This window comes from Flavobacterium restrictum (genome assembly GCF_007097245.1).
Taxonomy (GTDB): Bacteria; Bacteroidota; Bacteroidia; order Flavobacteriales; family Flavobacteriaceae; genus Flavobacterium; species Flavobacterium restrictum.
In genome coordinates this window covers 1-19,667 of the sequence record NZ_VJZT01000015.1, presented here as the reverse complement: position 1 = coordinate 19,667, position 19,667 = coordinate 1, and the positions used below count along the sequence as shown (strand labels likewise).

The 19,667-nt window shown below is 37.3% G+C and carries 18 protein-coding genes; 7 read left to right on the top strand and 11 right to left on the bottom strand.

The genetic code is table 11. From position 1 onward, the window contains the following. Positions 1–170: 170 nt before the first annotated feature. The 4 genes from FNW21_RS13085 to FNW21_RS13070 form a co-directional block, all read right to left on the bottom strand. Positions 171–494 carry a type II toxin-antitoxin system PemK/MazF family toxin gene (locus FNW21_RS13085; RefSeq protein WP_144257207.1) on the bottom strand — a complete coding sequence of 108 codons (324 nt, stop codon included), beginning with the start codon at positions 492–494 and terminating at the stop codon, positions 171–173. Next, positions 485–730 carry an AbrB/MazE/SpoVT family DNA-binding domain-containing protein gene (locus FNW21_RS13080; protein WP_144257206.1) on the bottom strand — a complete coding sequence of 82 codons (246 nt, stop codon included), beginning with the start codon at positions 728–730 and terminating at the stop codon, positions 485–487. Before FNW21_RS13080 ends, FNW21_RS13085 begins: the two co-directional genes overlap by 10 nt. Before the next feature lie 205 nt (positions 731–935). Next, a complete protein-coding gene (locus FNW21_RS13075) occupies positions 936–1,865 on the bottom strand; it encodes a hypothetical protein (protein ID WP_144257205.1) in 930 nt (309 codons plus the stop codon). 161 nt (positions 1,866–2,026) lie between these two features. Beyond that, complete coding sequence (locus FNW21_RS13070) at positions 2,027–2,857, bottom strand: hypothetical protein (protein WP_144257204.1); 831 nt, start codon at positions 2,855–2,857, stop codon at positions 2,027–2,029. 565 nt (positions 2,858–3,422) lie between these two features. Here FNW21_RS13070 and gnd point away from each other — a divergent pair. Beyond that, positions 3,423–4,325 (top strand): phosphogluconate dehydrogenase (NAD(+)-dependent, decarboxylating), encoded by a 903-nt coding sequence (gene gnd, locus FNW21_RS13065; RefSeq protein WP_144257203.1) that lies wholly within the window; start codon positions 3,423–3,425, stop codon positions 4,323–4,325. A gap of 33 nt (positions 4,326–4,358) precedes the next feature. Further along, the gene (locus FNW21_RS13060; protein ID WP_144257202.1) at positions 4,359–5,678 is read left to right on the top strand and encodes a gluconate:H+ symporter; all 1,320 of its coding nucleotides are present in this window, start codon (positions 4,359–4,361) and stop codon (positions 5,676–5,678) included. A gap of 82 nt (positions 5,679–5,760) precedes the next feature. Here FNW21_RS13060 and hflX read toward each other — a convergent pair whose 3' ends face one another. Beyond that, positions 5,761–6,987: a GTPase HflX gene (gene hflX / locus FNW21_RS13055; RefSeq protein ID WP_144257201.1), complete on the bottom strand. Its 1,227-nt coding sequence runs from the start codon at positions 6,985–6,987 to the stop codon at positions 5,761–5,763. 278 nt (positions 6,988–7,265) lie between these two features. On the opposite strand from hflX, the gene FNW21_RS13050 reads away from it, so the two are divergent. Together FNW21_RS13050 and FNW21_RS13045 are read left to right on the top strand one after the other, a co-directional pair. Next, positions 7,266–7,514: a DUF4160 domain-containing protein gene (locus tag FNW21_RS13050; RefSeq protein WP_144257200.1), complete on the top strand. Its 249-nt coding sequence runs from the start codon at positions 7,266–7,268 to the stop codon at positions 7,512–7,514. A gap of 8 nt (positions 7,515–7,522) precedes the next feature. Then, positions 7,523–7,807 (top strand): DUF2442 domain-containing protein, encoded by a 285-nt coding sequence (locus tag FNW21_RS13045; RefSeq protein WP_144257199.1) that lies wholly within the window; start codon positions 7,523–7,525, stop codon positions 7,805–7,807. Positions 7,808–7,872: 65 nt separating this feature from the next. Here the strand turns inward: FNW21_RS13045 and FNW21_RS13040 are convergent, their stop codons facing one another. The 6 genes from FNW21_RS13040 to trpS form a co-directional block, all read right to left on the bottom strand. Further along, positions 7,873–9,228, bottom strand: a complete 1,356-nt coding sequence (locus tag FNW21_RS13040) for a DUF5689 domain-containing protein (protein WP_144257198.1) — start codon at positions 9,226–9,228, stop codon at positions 7,873–7,875. Between the two features lie 27 nt (positions 9,229–9,255). Beyond that, positions 9,256–12,093, bottom strand: coding sequence for a peptidase associated domain and porin domain-containing protein (locus tag FNW21_RS13035; protein WP_144257197.1), 2,838 nt, complete (start codon positions 12,091–12,093; stop codon positions 9,256–9,258). Between the two features lie 359 nt (positions 12,094–12,452). After that, positions 12,453–13,670 (bottom strand): MFS transporter, encoded by a 1,218-nt coding sequence (locus tag FNW21_RS13030; RefSeq protein WP_144257196.1) that lies wholly within the window; start codon positions 13,668–13,670, stop codon positions 12,453–12,455. A 154-nt stretch (positions 13,671–13,824) separates the two neighbouring features. Beyond that, positions 13,825–14,916: an ImmA/IrrE family metallo-endopeptidase gene (locus tag FNW21_RS13025; RefSeq protein WP_144257195.1), complete on the bottom strand. Its 1,092-nt coding sequence runs from the start codon at positions 14,914–14,916 to the stop codon at positions 13,825–13,827. Between the two features lie 11 nt (positions 14,917–14,927). After that, positions 14,928–15,260: a type II toxin-antitoxin system RelE/ParE family toxin gene (locus FNW21_RS13020; protein ID WP_144257194.1), complete on the bottom strand. Its 333-nt coding sequence runs from the start codon at positions 15,258–15,260 to the stop codon at positions 14,928–14,930. 319 nt (positions 15,261–15,579) lie between these two features. Continuing rightward, positions 15,580–16,557 carry a tryptophan--tRNA ligase gene (gene trpS / locus FNW21_RS13015; RefSeq protein ID WP_144257193.1) on the bottom strand — a complete coding sequence of 326 codons (978 nt, stop codon included), beginning with the start codon at positions 16,555–16,557 and terminating at the stop codon, positions 15,580–15,582. 129 nt (positions 16,558–16,686) lie between these two features. Here trpS and FNW21_RS13010 point away from each other — a divergent pair, with 129 nt between their 5' ends. From FNW21_RS13010 to FNW21_RS13000, 3 genes are read left to right on the top strand one after another with little or no spacing between them, the layout of a single operon-like run. Beyond that, on the top strand, positions 16,687–17,472 hold the full coding sequence (locus tag FNW21_RS13010; protein WP_144257192.1) for an HNH endonuclease: 786 nt from the start codon (positions 16,687–16,689) through the stop codon (positions 17,470–17,472). Next, positions 17,469–17,738: a hypothetical protein gene (locus FNW21_RS13005; protein WP_144257191.1), complete on the top strand. Its 270-nt coding sequence runs from the start codon at positions 17,469–17,471 to the stop codon at positions 17,736–17,738. The genes FNW21_RS13010 and FNW21_RS13005 overlap by 4 nt, the downstream gene beginning before the upstream one ends. Positions 17,739–17,795: 57 nt before the next feature. Then, positions 17,796–19,388, top strand: a complete 1,593-nt coding sequence (locus tag FNW21_RS13000) for a L,D-transpeptidase family protein (protein ID WP_144257190.1) — start codon at positions 17,796–17,798, stop codon at positions 19,386–19,388. Positions 19,389–19,667: the final 279 nt, after the last annotated feature.

Sequence of the window (19,667 nt, the reverse complement as noted above, 5' to 3'; positions counted from 1 at the left end):
TTTGTATTATGATTTACAAATATACCATTCTTTCGCTTCTAGCCGTTTGCAAATTCTGAAAACAAGTGTTTTTGGATTTGCCATCCAAGCGAACAGACGAAGTAAATCATCCCAAATACAAAAAGCCAAATGCCTAAATTGCTTGTTGCAAGTGTTGGTAGCCGTTGACTTTAATCTACATAAGTTTCTTTAAGAACTTCTTTTACTTTTGAAACTTCTTTTTCAGCCAAATTCCCAAATACTTTTGTTATTCTTTGTCTGTCAACAGTTCTGATTTGGTCCAATGCAATTTGACCTTTGGTATCGTTGTGTGAAATTTCAACTCTTGTAGGATAAGATTCTGAACTACTAGTCATTGGAGCGACAACGATTGTCTGTAAATATTTATTCATTTCGTTAGGAGAAATGATAACACAAGGTCGTGTTTTTTTGATTTCACTTCCAATCGTTGGATCAAGATTGACTAAAACGATTTGATATTGTCTTAACTCCATTCTTCAAAATTTTCATCTTCAAACATATCGTTAATCAGCAATTTGTCTTCGCCGTTTTCGTGCATTTTTTTAAATGATTTTTCCCAGCCATTTCTTGGTTCAGATTTGGGTTTTAAAATTATATAGTCTTTTTCAAGAATGAGTTCAACTTTATCTGTGATATTATATTTTTCGAGTAAGGTTTTCGATAAACGAATTCCTTTTGAATTTCCAATTGGAATAACTGAAATGTCCATAACTTTTATTTTTTTGTATGTACAAAGTTATTACAATTTTTAAGAAAGTCTAATTTTCAGCAGATTTTTTTATCAATGGCTGGTAGCGTTCTTGCGCTACAAGCAGTTTGGGACTAAATTAAGCCAAATCATCCCAAATACAAGACCATTTTTCAATTAAGCCAAATACCCAAATTGCTTGTAGCGTGTTTGGCAGTAGTTATTATTATCCTCTCATTTCTAATTTGGACAATCTTAAATCTTCAAAGTCTTTTATAAAGTTCAGTCCAGTCGTGCTTTCGTTGGAATTTAGAATTAAATTGTATAATTCTTCTCCTAAGTTAGTTTTTGGTAAGTTTGAAATATTATATTTTTCATCTTGGAGGATTTTTGTAATTGGAATTATCTCACCAACTTTAAAAATTGCGCTTGGATCTAATTGATAGAGAGTAAATGAAAGTTCTAATTCAATTTCCAATTTTCTTTTAATTAAAACTCTTTGAAAGAATGGAGCAAGAAATCTACTATAAATCGTATCTAATTTTTCGAACTTCAATTCAGCTTCATTACCGACTGCAATGTTTGGCATTAAATCCAATCCTGGAATAGCAAATCGAAATAATGATGTGACTTCGAGAAATATTTGTAAAGATTGAAATACATCAACTTGACCGCTTCTAATTGGTATTGACGAAAATAAAGTCTTTTCAAATTTGAGTTCTTCTCCCGAATGTCGATCGTGAAAAATCTCATTTCTAAATCTACGAAATTCATTAACTCTATTAAAAACTCCAGTTTTTTTAATCTTCATTTTATTGTATCCGAGTTCTTCGATAAGAAAAGCAATTCGGCCTGAAATTTCTTTTTTAATTATTTCATCTACGCTAATTTGTTTAATAATGGCGGTAACTTTACATAAAGCATTGATATAAGCTTCTAGAGCTAAAAACCACATAGAAATACTTAGTGTATTTCTTCGTCCATTGTTTATAAAATTATCTTGATTTTCTAAATCTTTAATGTCAAACATTGTATTCGAAAAACCGTGATTTGAATATTCGTTGTATGTTAACTCAATTTGTGGTTTATCAGAATAACTTAAAACTCTTAAAAACAGTAGTTGATAATCATTATGTCTATAATCTTCGAGATACATTTTGTTCTGTTTTGGATAATTACTGCCAACGTTCCCGCGCTTTGCGAGGTTGCGAGCTTCGTAACCGAGTATTTTCGGTTACTACTAAATTTCTTGCGAAAGATAAACGTGAATTTACCACATAATTCGCAATCTCGCAAAACGTGTGTTGTGCGATGTTTTTATTTTTTTCTACTTTTTTTAACAATTTCAGTAACTCCTTCTTTTTTCCAATCTTGAATGTCGGTTGTCCATTTTTCTAATATGTTTTTCCAATCAAACCAATTTTTTGCTTTTTTTGTTATTTGCATAACTTCTGTTTCTAAATCTTCTATAATTTCATTTTCAGTTAGATGCTTCTCTAATTCACCAACATAATTTTTTAAAATAATGTTTGCAATTCTGTTATCCCAAGATGAGTGTTTATTTCTCCCAATAGCTCTAATATTTGCTATTTTATTTTGGATAGGAGCAAGGCTCATATTATAAAGAATTCCTCCAATTTTATCAAAAAAGAGTGCGACAACATTCAATCTATGCTCGCTTAAACTATCAAATAAGTATGACTTTGTAGAAATATCGATGGCGTTAATTAATTTTTCAATTCCATATTTTGTTTCCCATTCTGCAATAATTTTTTTTCCATCATCTTGTAAAAAAACAGGTTTTATTTTTCCGTTTACATAATTAACAATTAACTCAATTTTCTCGGTTTCAAAGTTTGGTAAATCTTTTATCCATTCTAATTGTTGTTCTAATTGTTTTCTAGATTCTTTTACTCTTTCAGATTTTTTTATGTGCTTTTCAAAAATTAAATCGTTGTAAATTATTTTGTTATTTTCAATTTCACTACAAGAATAACAACTTGTTACAAATACTGGAAGATTATTTTTGTTTTCACTAATTCTAAAGACAAACAGAAGATTTTCAGGAGATTTTACACCGCAAAAAACGCAAGTAAATAAATCCCTTTTTAAAATTTCTAAATTAAATTTTTCTTCTATTTCCGTCATTTTTTCTAAAATATCGCACAACTTGTATATATCCCTTACCCTATCCTACTTATCAATCCCAAACAGAGTGGCTTTACCTGACAAGCATAAGCCTTTATTTCTTTTCAAATATAGGATATTTATTTCATAAATCATCCGAAAAGGGTTTTCTAAATTACAACCTTTTCGTACTTTGTCGTGTATAAGACTGCGCTGCATCCTATCGAATCCCAAAAAAAAGAGTTCCGTTATTGTATCTTGTGCGGTGGTGCGCTTGTTTGTATGCGGTCTCCATTTTATCCAATTGCTTATTCTTTATAACCCTAAAATTATCCCTATAGAATAGTGCCTCACTACGAATAACTGCATTTTATATTCAAAAATTCATTTTGAATCATTAAAAACAATATTTTTACTTTGAAAACGAATAAATAAGTAAGTCGAAAGTTTTAATGTTGTAAAGTCAAAAGAAGCAATATTGTGAATACTAGTTCAAAATCAATCTATTACTCCATTTTGTCTAATTTTTAAAACACGACATCATACGATGATTGTTACTTACCACCTCTCTTAAAAAAAATCAAAAATGCAAATTGGAATTATAGGATTAGGAAAAATGGGCTACAACTTGGCCTTGAATTTAAAACGCAACGGTTACGAAGTCATTGCACATGATATAAATGCTGATTTTGTGGCACAAATAAGCAACGAAGGCATTCGCACAGCGCACACGATAGAGGCATTATGTGAGCAATTAGAAGACCAAAAAGTGATTTGGTTAATGGTTCCCGCTGGCGAAATTGTAGATGGAGTTATTGACTCCTTACTTCCTTTTTTGCCCAAAGATACCATCCTGATTGATGGCGGAAATTCGAATTATAAAGATTCTAAACGCAGGTACGAAGCACTAAAAGCAGTAGGCATTGGGTTTTTGGACTGCGGGACATCGGGCGGGACATCGGGTGCCTTGGATGGGGCTTGCACTATGATTGGTGGTGATCCAGACGTTTTTGAGGTGGTTGCGGCTGTTTTCAAAAGTATTTCGGTCGAAAACGGCTGTTTGTACACTGGCGCAGCAGGAAGCGGACATTTTACCAAAATGGTTCATAACGGCATCGAATACGGAATGATGCAATCCATTGCGGAGGGCTTTGAGGTTTTTGAGCAATCAGGTTATGCTATTGATTTCCAAAAAACGGCTAAATTATTCAATCACGGTTCCGTAGTGCGCAGTTGGCTGATGGAATTAACCGAAAATGCTTTTGCCAAAGACCCAAAACTAGACAGCATCAAAGGCATCATGCACTCCTCTGGCGAAGGGAAATGGACACTCGAAACCGCTCTGGATTTAGGCGTTCCCACTCCCGTAATTGCCCTTTCGATCATGATGCGCTACCGTTCGCAAATGCAAGATACGTTTTCTGGAAAAGTGGTGGCGGCACTTCGGAATGAATTTGGCGGACACGCCGTTGAAAAAAGCGACGACTAAAAACTAATTCCTGACCTTATCTCGTTTCCTACTATGTCCATACTGATTTTAGTTTTGAGTATTTTACTACTCCTTGTTTTGATAGCTGCTGCCAAATTAAATGCGTTTATCGCCTTGGTTTTGGCGGCTTTATTTGTTGGTATTACCAAAGGGATGCCGCTGTCAGAGGTGCTCAATTCCATGCAACAAGGCATTGGGAGCACGCTAGGATCCCTGCTTTTGATTGTGGCTTTTGGAGTGATTCTAGGAAGCCTTCTTTCGCAAAGTGGTGCGGCGCAACGCATAAGTATGGTTATGATTCGCTCTTTTGGTGTCAAAAACATAAAATGGGCAATGGCTATAACGGCTTTTGCTGTAGGGATTTCGATGTTTTATAATGCAGGATTTATTATTTTAATTCCCATGGTTTTTGCCGTTTCTAGAAGCACGCAACAACCGCTTATTTATTTGGGAATTGCCATGGCGTCGGCACTTTCTATTGCGCATGGTTTTTTGCCACCTCATCCTGGACCTACCGCAATTGCTGTGATTTTCAAAGCCGATATTGGCAAAACATTACTGTATGGACTTCTGGTTGCAATTCCAGCGTTACTTGTTGCCGGGATTATTTTTCCTGAATTTTTGAAAAAAATACAAGCAAATCCGCCCAAAGGATTGTTTGAAAGCAGCTCGCTTCCTGAATCCGAAATGCCCTCGTTCGCAATTAGTTTGCTTACGGCCATGATTCCCGTTTCGTTAATGGCGGTAGCAACCATTAGCGAATTGACCTTGACCGAGGGCACAACGCTGCGAAACCTACTGGGATTCATTGGCAATCCAACCACATCCATGCTAGTTGCGGTGCTGTTTGCCATGGTGTTTTTAGGCTTAAAACGAGGTAAAAAAATGCAAGAACTTATGGATCAATCCAGCAGCGCACTTGGAGCGGTTACCATGATTATTCTAATTATAGCAGCTGGTGGCGCCTTCAAACAGGTACTTGTGGATAGTGGTATTGGGTCAGATTTGGCCGTTTTTTTCGAGAATTCCACACTTTCGCCCTTGTTTTTAGGCTGGTTAATTGCCACTATTATCCGGATTGCTTTGGGATCAGCAACTGTGGCTGGATTGACTGCGGCAGGAATCGTTCAACCACTTGTTGTACGTTCAGGAATAAGTCCAGAATTAATGGTGCTTTCTATTGGTGCAGGAAGCTTAATGTGCTCGCATGTCAATGATACAGGGTTTTGGATGTTTAAAGAATACTTTGGCACCAGCCTAAAAGACACTTTTAAGACTTGGACACTCATGGAGACCATTATTGGAATTATGGGATTGATTGGGGTTTTAATCCTAAATGTAGTGGTGCGATAACGCCTTTTAATTCTTGATACCAATACGTTTTGAATTCAATAGTTATGCATAAAAAAGACCCGCAACAGCGGGTCATTCAAAATTATTCTTCTTTCTCGATAGCGTCTTTATAATCTGGATACAAAAACTTATTGTAGGGGAAACGCGTAATGTGAATTTGACGAACGGATTCGTACACACGCTCTCTAAACTCTTCGAAATTTTCTTTATTTGTAGCCGAAATAAACAATGCGTTTTGCTCCCCAACTCTACTCATCCATGTTTGTTTCCATTCCTCTAGTGTGAAATGTCTCGGTGTTTTTTCGGTCATTAAATCATCCTCGTCGATGGTTAAATGTTGGTAAGCATCGATTTTATTAAAAACCATTATTACGGGTTTGTCATTGGCTTTAATGTCCAGCAATGTTTGATTCACGGACTCTATATGACTCTCGAATTCAGGATGCGAAATGTCTACAACGTGCAGTAATAAATCCGCCTCGCGAACCTCATCAAGGGTGCTTTTGAACGAATCGACCAATTGTGTTGGCAATTTTCGGATGAAACCAACCGTATCCGAAAGTAAAAACGGTAAGTTTTTAATCACTACTTTACGTACGGTCGTGTCAAGGGTTGCAAAGAGTTTGTTCTCGACAAAAACATCGCTTTTGCCCACGGCATTCATCAAGGTCGATTTACCCACATTGGTATATCCTACTAGAGCTACTCGAACCATTGCCCCACGATTGCTGCGTTGCACGCCCATTTGCTTGTCGATGGTTTTTATTTTTTCTTTTAACAAAGCGATTCTATCTCGCACGATACGCCTGTCTGTTTCGATTTCGGTTTCCCCTGGGCCACGCATCCCAATACCTCCTTTTTGACGTTCCAAGTGGGTCCACATTCCAGAAAGTCGCGGTAATAAATACTGGCATTGTGCTAATTCTACTTGCGTTCTTGCATAAGAAGTTTCGGCGCGTTGGGCAAAAATATCAAGAATTAAATGGGTTCTATCGAGAATTTTGCAATCGATTATTTTAGAAATATTTTTTTGCTGTGAAGGCGATAATTCATCATCGAACACCAAGGTTGAAATGTCATTTTCTTTTACAAAAAGATTAATTTCTTCAATTTTTCCTGTCCCAACAAACGTTTTGGGATTGGGGCGTTCCATTTTTTGCGAAAAGCGTTTGACCACTTGACCACCTGCAGTAAAAGTCAAAAATTCTAATTCGTCTAGGTATTCATTTAATTTCTCTTCGCTTTGATTTTGGGTTACAATCCCAACAATAGCTGTTTTTTCGAAATTTAGTACTTCTTTTTCTAACATGTCTTTAAATAAGACTACAAATTTACTGATTTGCTTTGTACTTATGGAGTTATGGCTTTATAAATTAGAATTAAAAGCAGTACAAATAACTTTGACACTTTAACCAATACTATCTTTTACCTGGGTGATCAACTAGGAAATTCAAGGTGTTAAAATTACGTTGCTTTTAATGAGGGTTTTACACTTTAACGAAAATAAAAGAGCCTATTCGTCAAGTTAGTTTCATTATAAACGCAACGCAACATAAATATTCCTAACTTTGTGAAAAATAAAAAGATATGCCCGAAATAAGTCGTTTTTATGGAATAATAATTTACATGTTTTTTAACGACCATAACCCTCCTCATTTTAAAGTAAAATACGGAGAATTTGAAGCTAATATTTTAATAGAAAGTGGTAATTTATTGAATGGTGATTTACCAATAAGCAAATTGAAATTAGTTCAAGCTTGGGCTGAAATTCATAAAGACGAACTTTTGAAAATGTGGAATTCTAAAGAATTTCATAAAGTTGCCCCTCTAAAATAGATTAAGATATGTTCAAAGTAAAAAAAATAATAACAGTAACACCCTATTCAATCGTTTGTGAATTGAATAATGGTATTTTAAAGAAATTAGACATTTTACCTCTCCTAGAAAAACATGCTAATTTTCAGGGCATTGATCAATTAAAAAACAAAGCTACTTTCGAAAGTGTTGCAATTGGTGATATGGGAGAGCTTTTTTGGAAAAATATAATCACGACTTCAAATAATGAAAAATGGGATTATGATATTTCGCCAGAGTTTATTTTCCACAACGGAATTACAATCGATTCCTAGTTTCCCTGATTTTTAGCTAAAACAAAATGTACTACATCTTCCTTTTTTAAACCTATATTAAAGATTTATTTTTCTCCAAAAACCTGCACATCATCTACTTGAAAAGCACCGTCCAAAGCAGCATTTTTGCCAGAACCAATGTACTTAAAACCAATATTGATTTTTCCAGTAAATCCAGATAAATCCACCCCGCCAGACCCCACAAATTGATACCAAGGCGTGGCTTGTGTAGGCAAAATTACATGTAGCGGTATCCAAGTCGCTTTGGTAACATTTAAGCCATCAAAATCATTGGAAACATAAACTTCTAGTGCGTTCAAAGGCGAATCCACATCCAGATGGTGTTGGGCTGTTCTAAAGGTGAGGACTTCGTTTTTATGGACATCCATATCGATTTTTGGCGAAATCAACCACGCAATATTCGAGAGAACTTTAGTCCCTGATATGGCAAATTCGGCATAACCATTTCCAGAATATACGGTACCTTTCCAGACTGGCGTGCCTTTTTGAGCCACATTTGTCCAACCCGGAAGACTCAAATTAGTTTTGTCAACAACGGTTTCAAAGTCTTGCGAAAAAAACGGCTCCGTTCTTATTCCCGTTAAGGAAACATCCTTTTCTGATCGGGCAACCAGTTGATAATCGGAGCCAAATTTAGTTAGAATTCCTTTTACTTTTCCGCTGCCGTTGGGAACTACATTACTAGCAAAGTCAGCATAACTACTCGTTCTAAAAATGACTTGATTGCCCAATTTATCGATCAAATTCCAGTTGGTTCCGCCACCAATATCCTTGGTAGCTTCGTAGTAATGCCGCCCGTTTGCGGCTGGTGTAAATTGTACATCGGCTATTTCAACGAGTGTATTCAAATGAGTATCGTGCAACAAATCAGGCAAGGAAACGGATTTGGTGAGCAACGATTCGTCGAGTGTTGTACAAGAAGCGTTAAGGACATTCTTGTAGTCATTTTGCGAAAGCCGTCCCACGCCACCTTCGTTGTAAGAGTTGACATAAATACTCCCAATACGAAGGCTTCCAGAATTAATATCCGTGTACTGGTTTTTGAGCTTGAGATACACTTTATTACCCAATCGATAATCAATATACAAATTGCTGGCATCTACAGGAACGCTAAAACCTATGGCTGGCGTTGTGGCTGTGGCCAAAGTTTGAAAGGAAATCGTCTTGAAAAAATTACCCGATTCATCGCTCGAAACCACATACGCTTCGATAATATCGTCAAAGGTGTATTGCGCTACAATGGCGTTGGCATTGGCACGCACCTCGGCAACGGAACGATTTACCGTCAAATCTGGTTGGGTACAAGTGAGTTTAGGAATAGCAAAATCGTCCTTTACACAACTAGAAAATAGGGTTGCGATTAAGGTGAATAAAAGGAATTGGTTAAAAATAGATTTCATAATGCACTTTTTATACGGTTAGACTTTTTATAAATTGAAGGATATATTCACAAAATAGGTTCTCCCATATCCGTAAAAATATTTGTTGTCAAAATTGGGCGTTCCGCTAGATACATCTTGATCTCGTTGCCTAAAATTGGCATTTCGGGCTTGCTCATAACCACCCGTTTTATAGGTGGCATCCAGCACATTATTGACACTGATGAACACGGCAACATTTTTCCCATAAACGCGCCATGATTTTCCGCCAGTGAGGTTTAGCAACGTTGTTGGGTCAAATTTTTCTTGCTGTAGGAGTACGTTTGCCCGTTCCTCGGTCGCTTCGGGGAAGGCGAAACCGCTGGCCGGATTTTTATAAAAAATAGCTGTTCTGGCAATAGGCGACACATCGATATACGCATTCGTGAGGTAGTTGATATTGGCTCCAATCCACCAATATTTAGGATCCCGATATTCGAGTCCAAGGGCAAAAGCCTGTTGCGGTGAACCAGGTTGCTTATAGTTTTTTAGAGTTGCAGTGCCAAAATCAAAGACAGGATTGGGATTTTCTAGCGAGGCATTGGCATCATTGGTAATCGACACATTGGGATTGCTAGCATAAGTGTAGTTCCCCAAAGCGACAGCTACTGTAGTTTTGAGTGTTGGGTTAATTGGGTATTCTAGACTCAATTCTCCACCTACATTTTTCTTGTTCAAATGGGTGAGCGTTTGACTCACAAAAGCATCGGTTTTGGCATAGCCAGCACCATCGTCAAAAATGCCTTCGGCGTAGAAAAAAGACGTTTGGGTAGCGTCCTTTATGAGCGTATAATATCCTGTGATCCTCGCTTTTAGTTTTGGCGAACGAAAAACATAACTTGCGTCCAAACTGCTTATGTTTTCATTTTGAATCCCTTCAACAACCGCATTATTCAATCGAGCATTTGGGAAAGTGTTGCGCAAGGTGGGTGCTTTGGTCAAATGTGCGGCATTAAAAAGCAAGGCTTGTTTTCCAGATATTTTATAGGTTAAACCGCCTTTGAAACCAAAGTTCTCGAATGTAATCGGGTTGCTTTTCCCGAAAGAATTGGTTTCATAAATCCCATTTTTGTATAATCCTTCTCGCTGATAAGTGGCACTTGCAAAGCTTTGAGCCAAGTAAAAATCGACTTTGTTGTACGTAAATTTGAATTGTGTAAAAGCGTCAAGTGTTGTGACAAAATAGTTGTAATTGTACCCATACTGCTCGCCTACTTTTACTTGACGGTTGGGATTATTCAAATCCGATTGGGCTTGATTGCCGTTATAATAAACATCAATATCATCAAAATAAGTACCACCAAGCAAGTCCAAAAGATTTTGATAATTATGCGATTTCAATTTCTTGAAAGCCCCACCCGCTGTCAACATCACGTGCTCTGTAAGTTGCGTATTGAAGGTAGAAGCCAGAGACAGCGTTTGGTCATCCGTACGATCTTCGTACAAAACGTAGTTACTTTTGGCAGGTTCATAGCCCGAAATAATCCCGTTCGCATCCACAATAGCATGCTGGTTGGCAGCATACAAAGCGTTCCAATCTATCTGAAAATGCGTCAAAAAAGCTTGTTTACTTTTCTCGGCGTTGTCAAAATCTGGGGTAAATGCGCCTGAAAATTCGCCGTTATCACTGGCATAAAGCGCACTGTAATAACTAGGCATTTTGCGGTAATAGGTGGGATCTGGACTGTTGGCGTTTTGATAATCGATGTTGGTGTTGGCAATTTTACCAAATTGATACATGACGCTGGAATTCAACGTAGTTTTGTCATTGATTTTGAAATAATGATTGAGCATTATTATAGGTTCATCAACGGTTTTGGTTCGTGCGTTTCGTTTTTTACCCTCTTGAAAACCCCAGTAGGAATTGTATGTAGCGTTAGTTAATTGTGTTACTTCGGTGGTGTTTGGGGAATTTTTCCCTCGTGTATTTGGGGTATAAAACCCTGTAAAATTAAGCGAATGCTGTTCGTTTATTTTCTTTTCAACACTAATGAAAGCGGAATTCCCATCATAAGTTGTTCCGTCAAAATAGCCGTCGAGACCCAATCGTTTTCCAGCCGAAACAACGTAAGACCAGCCTTGAGCATTCCTTCCAGAAGCATACGTTGCCATCATACGCCAGTTATAATTGGTATTAGTTCCTGAAAAAGTGATTCGGGTTCCCGTTCTATAAGCCGAGGCTCGGGTGTTGATTTCCTGTGTTCCTAGAATGCCTCCAAAAGTATAATCCGAAGGAGCAGTTCCTATAGAAAACTCCTGATTTCTAGTGGCGTCATTGAGGCCACCCCAATCGCCCCATTGTGGTCGCCCATCATACACTTTGTTCATGGCAACACCATTAATGAGTGTGGTAGCGTTCTCGCTGTCTAATCCTCGAATTCTAAATCTAGCTTGTCCCCAATTGAATGCGGCTGCTTGCTGAAAAGCATCTTTGGCGGACTGCAACAATCCAGAGGTGCTTTCGGAGTTGCTGTTATCGTCGCTCAAATCGCTTTCGGATAGTAGGATTACGCCTGATTCTTGTTCGAAAGTTTGAGCTTCTTCTAATGCGATGGTGCCTAAATCTAGAAAAATTCCTTCTCGTATTTCAATGGGAATTAATTGATCTTTGTAGCCTTGGCTGTGGATTAAAACCAAGTTTTTGCCCAGTTTTATCACATCAAAACGAAAGGTGCCGTCACGAGAAGTGAGTTGCATCAAGGAGCTATTTTGAATGCTAATGACAACATGCTCTAGGGGAATTTGACTTTTGGAATCGATGACTTTACCATAAAGCGCAGCTTGATTTTGTGCCAAAGAAAGGGAGTTTTGTACTAGCAATAAAAACAAAGTAATGATAATTCTCATAAGCAATTGATGTTTTTTATAGGAAAAGAAAAGACAACGAATTGTACTCCACTCGCAGAAACTTGAGGTGGAATCCAGCTAAAAAAAATTAAACTTGTTTTTGGAAAAGTAGTACAAAATCAAAAATTGCTGTTCCTAATGTGGTATTTGGAATTATAATGCTAGCGGGGTTTGATTTTTGTTTTATAAATGTAATAAAAAAACTATTAAGTCGATTTTTTTATTGCGCTTTTTTTGGAAGAATTATCATCGCCTGTGAAATTTGGCGTAAAAGCTGGGTTGACAAGGGGATTATTTTTTGCAAAAGGGCTTAATTACGCCACGAATGATACGGATTTTAGCTAATTTGCACTGATTTTTTAATTTTGTACACCAACTTTGATTCGGGATACCATAAAGACTATCATGAATCCAAAAATACCTATAAAAGCAAACGAAAATCGCAAACTCGACAGTTCTGCAATGTATCCAATCACGGGTGGTCCCATCAAAAAACCTAGGAAACTAACACTGGAAACTATTGTCAGAGCTTCGCCGGGAGGAACGGTTGGGTTTTTGCCGGCGATACTATACAAAGTTGGCACAATGGTCGAAACACCTAGACCAACAAACATAAAAGCGATAGTAGCCGGAATAATATACGGAAAAAATACGGCTGTAAACAATCCCATCGAAATGAGAATGCCTCCTATTTTAAGGACGGATTTCATACCAAATTTATGCACGAGACTGTCGCCAAAAAAACGACCGCCCGCCATCATAATCATAAAGGAAGTGTAGCCCAAAATGACTAATGATCCCGGCGCCTGAATGACATCCTTGAAATAGACGCCGCTCCAATCGAACATAACACCCTCGCTGGCCATGCAGCAAAAACCTATAACTCCAAGCCAAATTAAGGCGCTGTCTGGTTTTGTAAATAATTTTTTGTTTTCGGTTTGGACTTTTTCTTTGGCTTTGATCAATAATTTATAATTGAATACAAGCATCAATACAACGATAACCGCCACCACAAGAAAATGTTCATAAGGCGTGAGCTTCAAGGCGAGCATGCCCAATCCTACTAGCGCGCCCGTGAATCCTGCCAAACTCCACATGCCGTGAAAGGAGGACATAATTGTTTTTTTGAAAAGCACTTCGGTGTAAACGCCTTGTGTGTTTACGGCTATGTTAGCCAAATTTCCAAAAATTCCAAAAACGAACAATCCTAGTGACAATTCCCACGCCTTGGTCGCCAAACCCAGATTGGTCAAACTCACTATGTAGCACAACAAGGCAATTATTAGCACGCGATGGCTGCCGTACTTGGTAACTAATTTTCCCGAAAAAGGCATAATCACGAGTTGTCCCATAGGAACGGCAAATAATATGGTTCCTAAATGACCGTCCGTTAACTGCAAGGCTGTTTTGATATCAGGAATGCGGCTTGCCCAAGTGGCAAAACACAATCCCATCCCGAAATAAAAGAACGATACCGCCCAACGTATCCGGATTAAATAAGACGCTTTGGCATCACGATAGGTTTTCTTGTATTTTCCTTTGGCTCTAAAACGGCCTAAAAAGTGTAGATCTATCAAAAGGAATAGTTTAGGATTGAATGCAAAAATACAAAAGGTTTTTTAAATACTTGATAGAAATGCAATTACAACGTTATTGTTCATAAGTACTGCCTTATGAATTGGAAAAAAATGGTGGAATCTAGAGTGATTTGATTTGAAAAAATAATTTCAATTAAGAGCAAAAATCAATTGGTTTACATAAACTATTGCCCATTCCAAAAGGTAGGAGTTTTAAATGTTGTAATCTTCCAATTATAACAGCTGGGTGAGTTTTGAATTTATTGGCATACTTAACAACATCTATTTCTGTTAAGGTGTGATTATTAGTAATTTCTTGTTCTTGTTCTTTATTCAACAACAGCTCTGCAGAAAATTCATTCGCTTCATTTTCATAGACTTGATTTTCACCATCATATTCCATATTTTCAATTGAAATGTATTTTTTACCGTGTAGTAAAATATGTCCAATTTCGTGAAAAAAGGTAAACCAAAATATATCATTTCTCTTATAACGGCCACTTAACTGTACCAATGGCACGTCGTTTAACCATCTTGTAGAGCCGTGAATTGGTGCTTTGGGCAAACAAGGTGTATGCACAACCTTTACGCCTGCATAATTGCATAACGTTTGTATCTGACTAAAAAAATCATTGGGTTGCAATGCCATAATCGTTTTTAACTTTGGTAAAATTTTATTCAATTTTTTTTTGTCAAATTCAGGAATAGTAAAAGCATTTGCTTGAATTTCACCTTGTCTTAACCAAGCGGCAATAGCTCCAGCATTTTCATTCTTTTTTAATGAAATTCTAAAGTTGACTAAAAGTTTTTGATTGTGATAAAAATCGTAATATCCTTTAGTATTGGCAACTTCAAAATATTCAAATAAATAAGTAACCTTTTCCTCTTTTTTTGTGGTTGGCGCAACCCAGCCCAACGAAGCCATTTTGGCAAAAGGAAAAATTTTTGACCATTCAATTCCTTCTTCTATTGTTTTTTGATATTCAACTCTTGCTAAATATTCATCGTAAGTAGTTTGTCTATTAACCCAGAAATGGGATGGGATTTTTAATACTTGTTCAAATAAAATTCCCATTTCGGGAGTAATTCCACTTTTTCCATTCAAAACATCTGAAATTGTTTTTTCAGGTTTTCCAGTTCTCACGGCAAATTCTTTTGATCCCATTTCTTTTTCGGCTAAAATTTCAGCTAAAGTAGTACCGGGATGTGAAACTGTTTGAGGGTAATATTGGGTAATTGTTGCCATTTGTTTTTTTGTTAGTGATAATCTTCAATTTCAATTATTTCAACACCTATTATGGCTATCCAGAGATATTGACCGTCCATATTGGTAGGGATTGGGTCTTCGTGAGGCTCAAAGATCAATCGATAAGGATGAACTAAATTACAAGCCCATTGTCCTTTTCTGTTCCCAACTAATTCATGGTAATTGCCCGGTAAATATCTAACATCTTCTAAAGTTTGCGCTGCTGTTAAATCATCAAGTCGCTGTTTAAAGAGTCCAGCTTCTCGTTTTCCAAGTTTATTTTCTGCTAATCGATCATCATTAGCATACTTTCGTAACTTGTTATCATCAAACGTAATTTTCATGCAAAGATATGTTTTTATTAATACCTAGTGTTAATTAAAATTATTTTTTTTGATGCTGATTCAATCCTTTAAAAAAAATATTGATTTAAGTTAGATAAAATATTGATTTTACAAAGAATGTCCAGCTTATCCCTAAATTAATAGCTGAAATATTTTATATCAAAAACAGTATCTGTGCTAATCTATAGCACCAACACCGCTGACTATTTCAATAAAACCCGACACCAAGTTCCTTTTGTAATAGAACCTTTGGTCTAGGTACAATTTTTTGATAAACTTTTAAAATGCAACTACCCTAGAGTTGGTATTACAAACCTATTTATGCCACTTCAAAACCTAATTTCTCACGTACTCTCGCTAGTACACCTGTGGCAATTCCAGTAGCTTTTGCCGCTCCAATTTTTAATAAAGCATCTACTTCTGGGAGGTTATTCATGTAGTACTTGTATTTTTCTCTTTCGGTTTTAAAATTTTCTAGGATGAGTTCAAACAAGGCTTGTTTGGCATGACCGTAGCCATAATTTCCGCCAAGATAATTGGCAGTCATTGTGGCTAATTGACTTTCGGAAGCGAGTAATTTATAGAGTGCAAAGGCGTTGCAGGTAGCAGGATTTTTAGGCTCTTCGAGTGGTGTGCTATCGGTTTCAATGCTCATGATTTGCTTGCGCAAGGCTTTGTCATCTAGGAAGATATTGATAAAATTATTGGCAGATTTGCTCATTTTACCGCCATTGGTTCCTGGAATAAGCATGCTGTCTTGTTGGATTCTTGCTTCGGGGATTACAAAGGTTTCGCCCATTTGATGGTTGAAACGAGAGGCAACATCACGGGTAATTTCAAGGTGTTGCAATTGATCCTTGCCTACGGGCACAAACTCGGCGTCGTACAATAAAATATCGGCGGCCATGAGCATGGGATAGGAAAACAAGCCTGCATTTACATCCTCCAATCTATCGGCTTTATCCTTGAAGGAATGCGCCAAAGTCAAGCGTTGAAACGGAAAAAAACAGCTCAAATACCAGGATAATTCGGCAGTTTGAGGCACATCGGACTGGCGGTAAAAAACCACTTTGTTTACATCAAGACCGCAGGCTAACCAGGCGGCAGCGGTGCTGTAGGTGTTGGCTCTTAAGGTTTCCCCATTTTTTATTTGAGTGATCGAATGCAAATCGGCGATGAAAAGAAAGGATTCGTTTTCGGGTTGGTTCGATAATGCAATTGCAGGAATAATAGCACCTAATAAGTTGCCTAAATGTGGAGTTCCGGTGCTTTGTACACCTGTAAGTATTTTTGCCATTGTGTTTTTTTCTGAACCGCAAAGTTCGCAAAGTTCGACTTGTTTATTGCAAGGTTTTTGAAGTTTTTTGGTAAGGAGGAATTATTTGTGTTTAAATGTTTATTTTAGTTGAAAATTTTAGCTAAAATTATGCCTCCAAGAAATCTTTGGACACGAGAAGAATTAATTGTTGCCTTTAATTTGTACTTAAAAATTCCTCTTGTAAAAATGCACAGTACAAATAAAGACGTTATTCGTTTGGCAAATCTAGTTGGCAGAACACCCAGTTCAATTGCTATTAGATTAGTAAACTTTGCGAGTGTCGACCCTGCTTTAACCGCAAGAGGTGTCAAAGGAATGGATGCGGGCAAAAAAACGGTACAACCCATTTGGGACGAATTCTTTGACAATCAAGAAGAATTAGTTTTTTTGAGTGAACAAATTTTAGCAGAAAAAGAAAACACTTCTATTGCAAATAAATATCAGAATATTCTTTTTGATTTAAAGGATTTAAAAGGAGAAACAGTTATCCGAGAAATAAAAGCGAGAGTAAATCAGTCTGTTTTTAGACAGATGGTCTTAACCAATTATGCTTCAAAATGCAGTATAACAGGTATTGATATTCCTGAATTATTAATTGCAAGCCACATTATTCCGTGGTCAAAAAACGAAAAAGAAAGATTAAATCCAGAAAACGGTCAGTGCCTTTCGGCTCTATATGACAAAGCTTTTGATAAAGGATTAATTGGTATTAGTCCAAACTATCAAGTCGTACTTTCTTGCGCTATAAAAAGTAAAAAAGACACCGCTTTTTATAGCAATCATTTTGGTTCGATCGAGAATCAAAAAATTGTAGCTGCCATAAAATATTTGCCCAGAAAAGAGTTTTTAGAATATCATTTGGACACTATTTTTGATAAACAACAACAGTTATGACTTTACACCAAAAAATAAAATTTTTGGAAAATGTTCTCAATCAACCTGAAACAAACTATTCGGATATATTTAAAGCGGATATTAGTATGTTTTTTGATGAAGATTTTTCGATTCAAAATACACAATTCGAGTTTTTAAAGCCATTGGAATCCGAGGAGCAAATTCAGGATTTTATTGATAATTTGCTTTCTCATTTCGTTTTAAAATTCGATTCCCAATCAGAAACAGAAAGTGATTTTATTCATTATTATCTGAATCCCAATTAATAAAAACCACCCCCCCCAATGGGACTGCATTTTAGTCCATAAAAACCCTCACCTCCCATGAAAAATTATATTCTCCTGCTTCTCATTTTACTGGGATTGCCGTTGGCAACGAGTTCGTGTAACTCTAAAGACAAAACAGCTCCTGTTGAAGCAAAAATTGCCGTTGTAGCACCGCAAGCAACTCCAAAAATTACGATAGACAGTTTGGCTTTACAACAGTTTTATGCGCAGTATCCTAAATTAGCAGTGTACCAAAAGGAGGCGACAAAACTGTACCAAAAACAGCATTTTGACGCCATTTGGATGGACGAAAAAGGAATCATTGAATTTGGAAATACACTGTACAGTAAAAGCAAAGACTTGGATAAAGAAGGCGTTTTGGTATCCTTTCCGTACGAGCAGGAGTTGGACGCGATTTTTCTGGAAACGCAAGACAACAACTTATCCACAACCGATACGGAATTGATGATAACCAACCTCTATTTGTTCTATGCCGCCAAAGTCTACAAGGGAATTGACGAGGCAACTACCAAAGGAATAGGGTGGCTCCTACCACGCAAAGCGATCTCGTATGCAAGCGTACTCGACTCCATCATGACGCAACCAAAAGCCGTGGAAAAAAACGAAAAAGTAGTCCTCAAGCAGTATTATAAATTGCGAGCCGTACTGGCAAAATACCGTGCCATTGAGCAACAAGGTGGTTGGAAAACGATTGAGCTTGCCCCTTATTTTAGAACCTATAAACGAGGCGATTCGGCACAAGCGATTGCACAAATTAGAAGTCGGCTTTTTGCCACAAACGACCTCCCAACAGATTCCAAAAGTACCGTTTACGACGCTGTTTTGGAACAAGCTGTTCAAAAATACCAAGTCCGAAACGGCAATAAACCCGAGGCGGTTATTACGCCTAAACTCATCAAAAATCTCAATATTCCTGTTGCAGCTCGCATCAAACAAATCATGGTCAATATGGAACGTTGCCGCTGGATTTCGCCCAGTGTTCTTGACGCACCAGCTTATATTATGATCAATATTCCGTCGTATCAGTTGTATTTTGTCAAGAACAACCAAACGGTGTTGCGATCGAATGTGGTGGTGGGAACTGCAATGACCAAAACGGTTATTTTTAGTGGTAAAATGAGTTACATTGTGTTTAGTCCGTATTGGAATGTGCCCACAAGCATCATCAATAAAGAGGTGAAACCGGGGATGGCAAAGAACAAAAACTACCTCGATTCGCACCATATGGAATGGAATAATGGTCAAGTCCGCCAGAAACCTGGCAAAAACAATTCGTTAGGTTTGGTCAAGTTTATGTTTCCCAATTCGCATAGCATTTATTTGCACGACACGCCTTCAAAAAGTTTGTTTGACCGCGAAAACAGGGCTTTTAGTCATGGCTGTATTCGGGTGGAGAAACCCAAGGAATTGGCTTTTGAAATTTTGAAAAATGACAAAAAATGGCCTCAAGCCAAAATTCTTGCTGCGATGAATGCGGGCAAAGAAACGACCGCCTCGCTACAAAACAAAATCCCAGTTTACATTGGGTATTTTACCACTTGGGTAGACGAAAATGATGGGATTCATTTTTATGATGATGTGTACAACCGGGACGAACGCTTGGCTAAACTACTGTTTCTTCCCAATTAAATCGTTTTTATGCCTTCAAATGGGACGCTGATGAAACGGATTTGCTTTGGCAAAAACACGGACAAAAACAGATTTTTTACTTTGGTTGAAAAAAAATTAGCGAATCTGCGGTAAAATAGGACGCTGATGAAACGGATTTGCTTTGGCAAAAACACGAATAAAAACGGATTTTTTACTTTGGTTGAAAAAAAATTAGCGAATCTGCGGTAAAATGGGACGCTGATGAAACGGATTTGCTTTGGCAAAAACACGGACAAAAACAGATTTTTTACTTTGGTT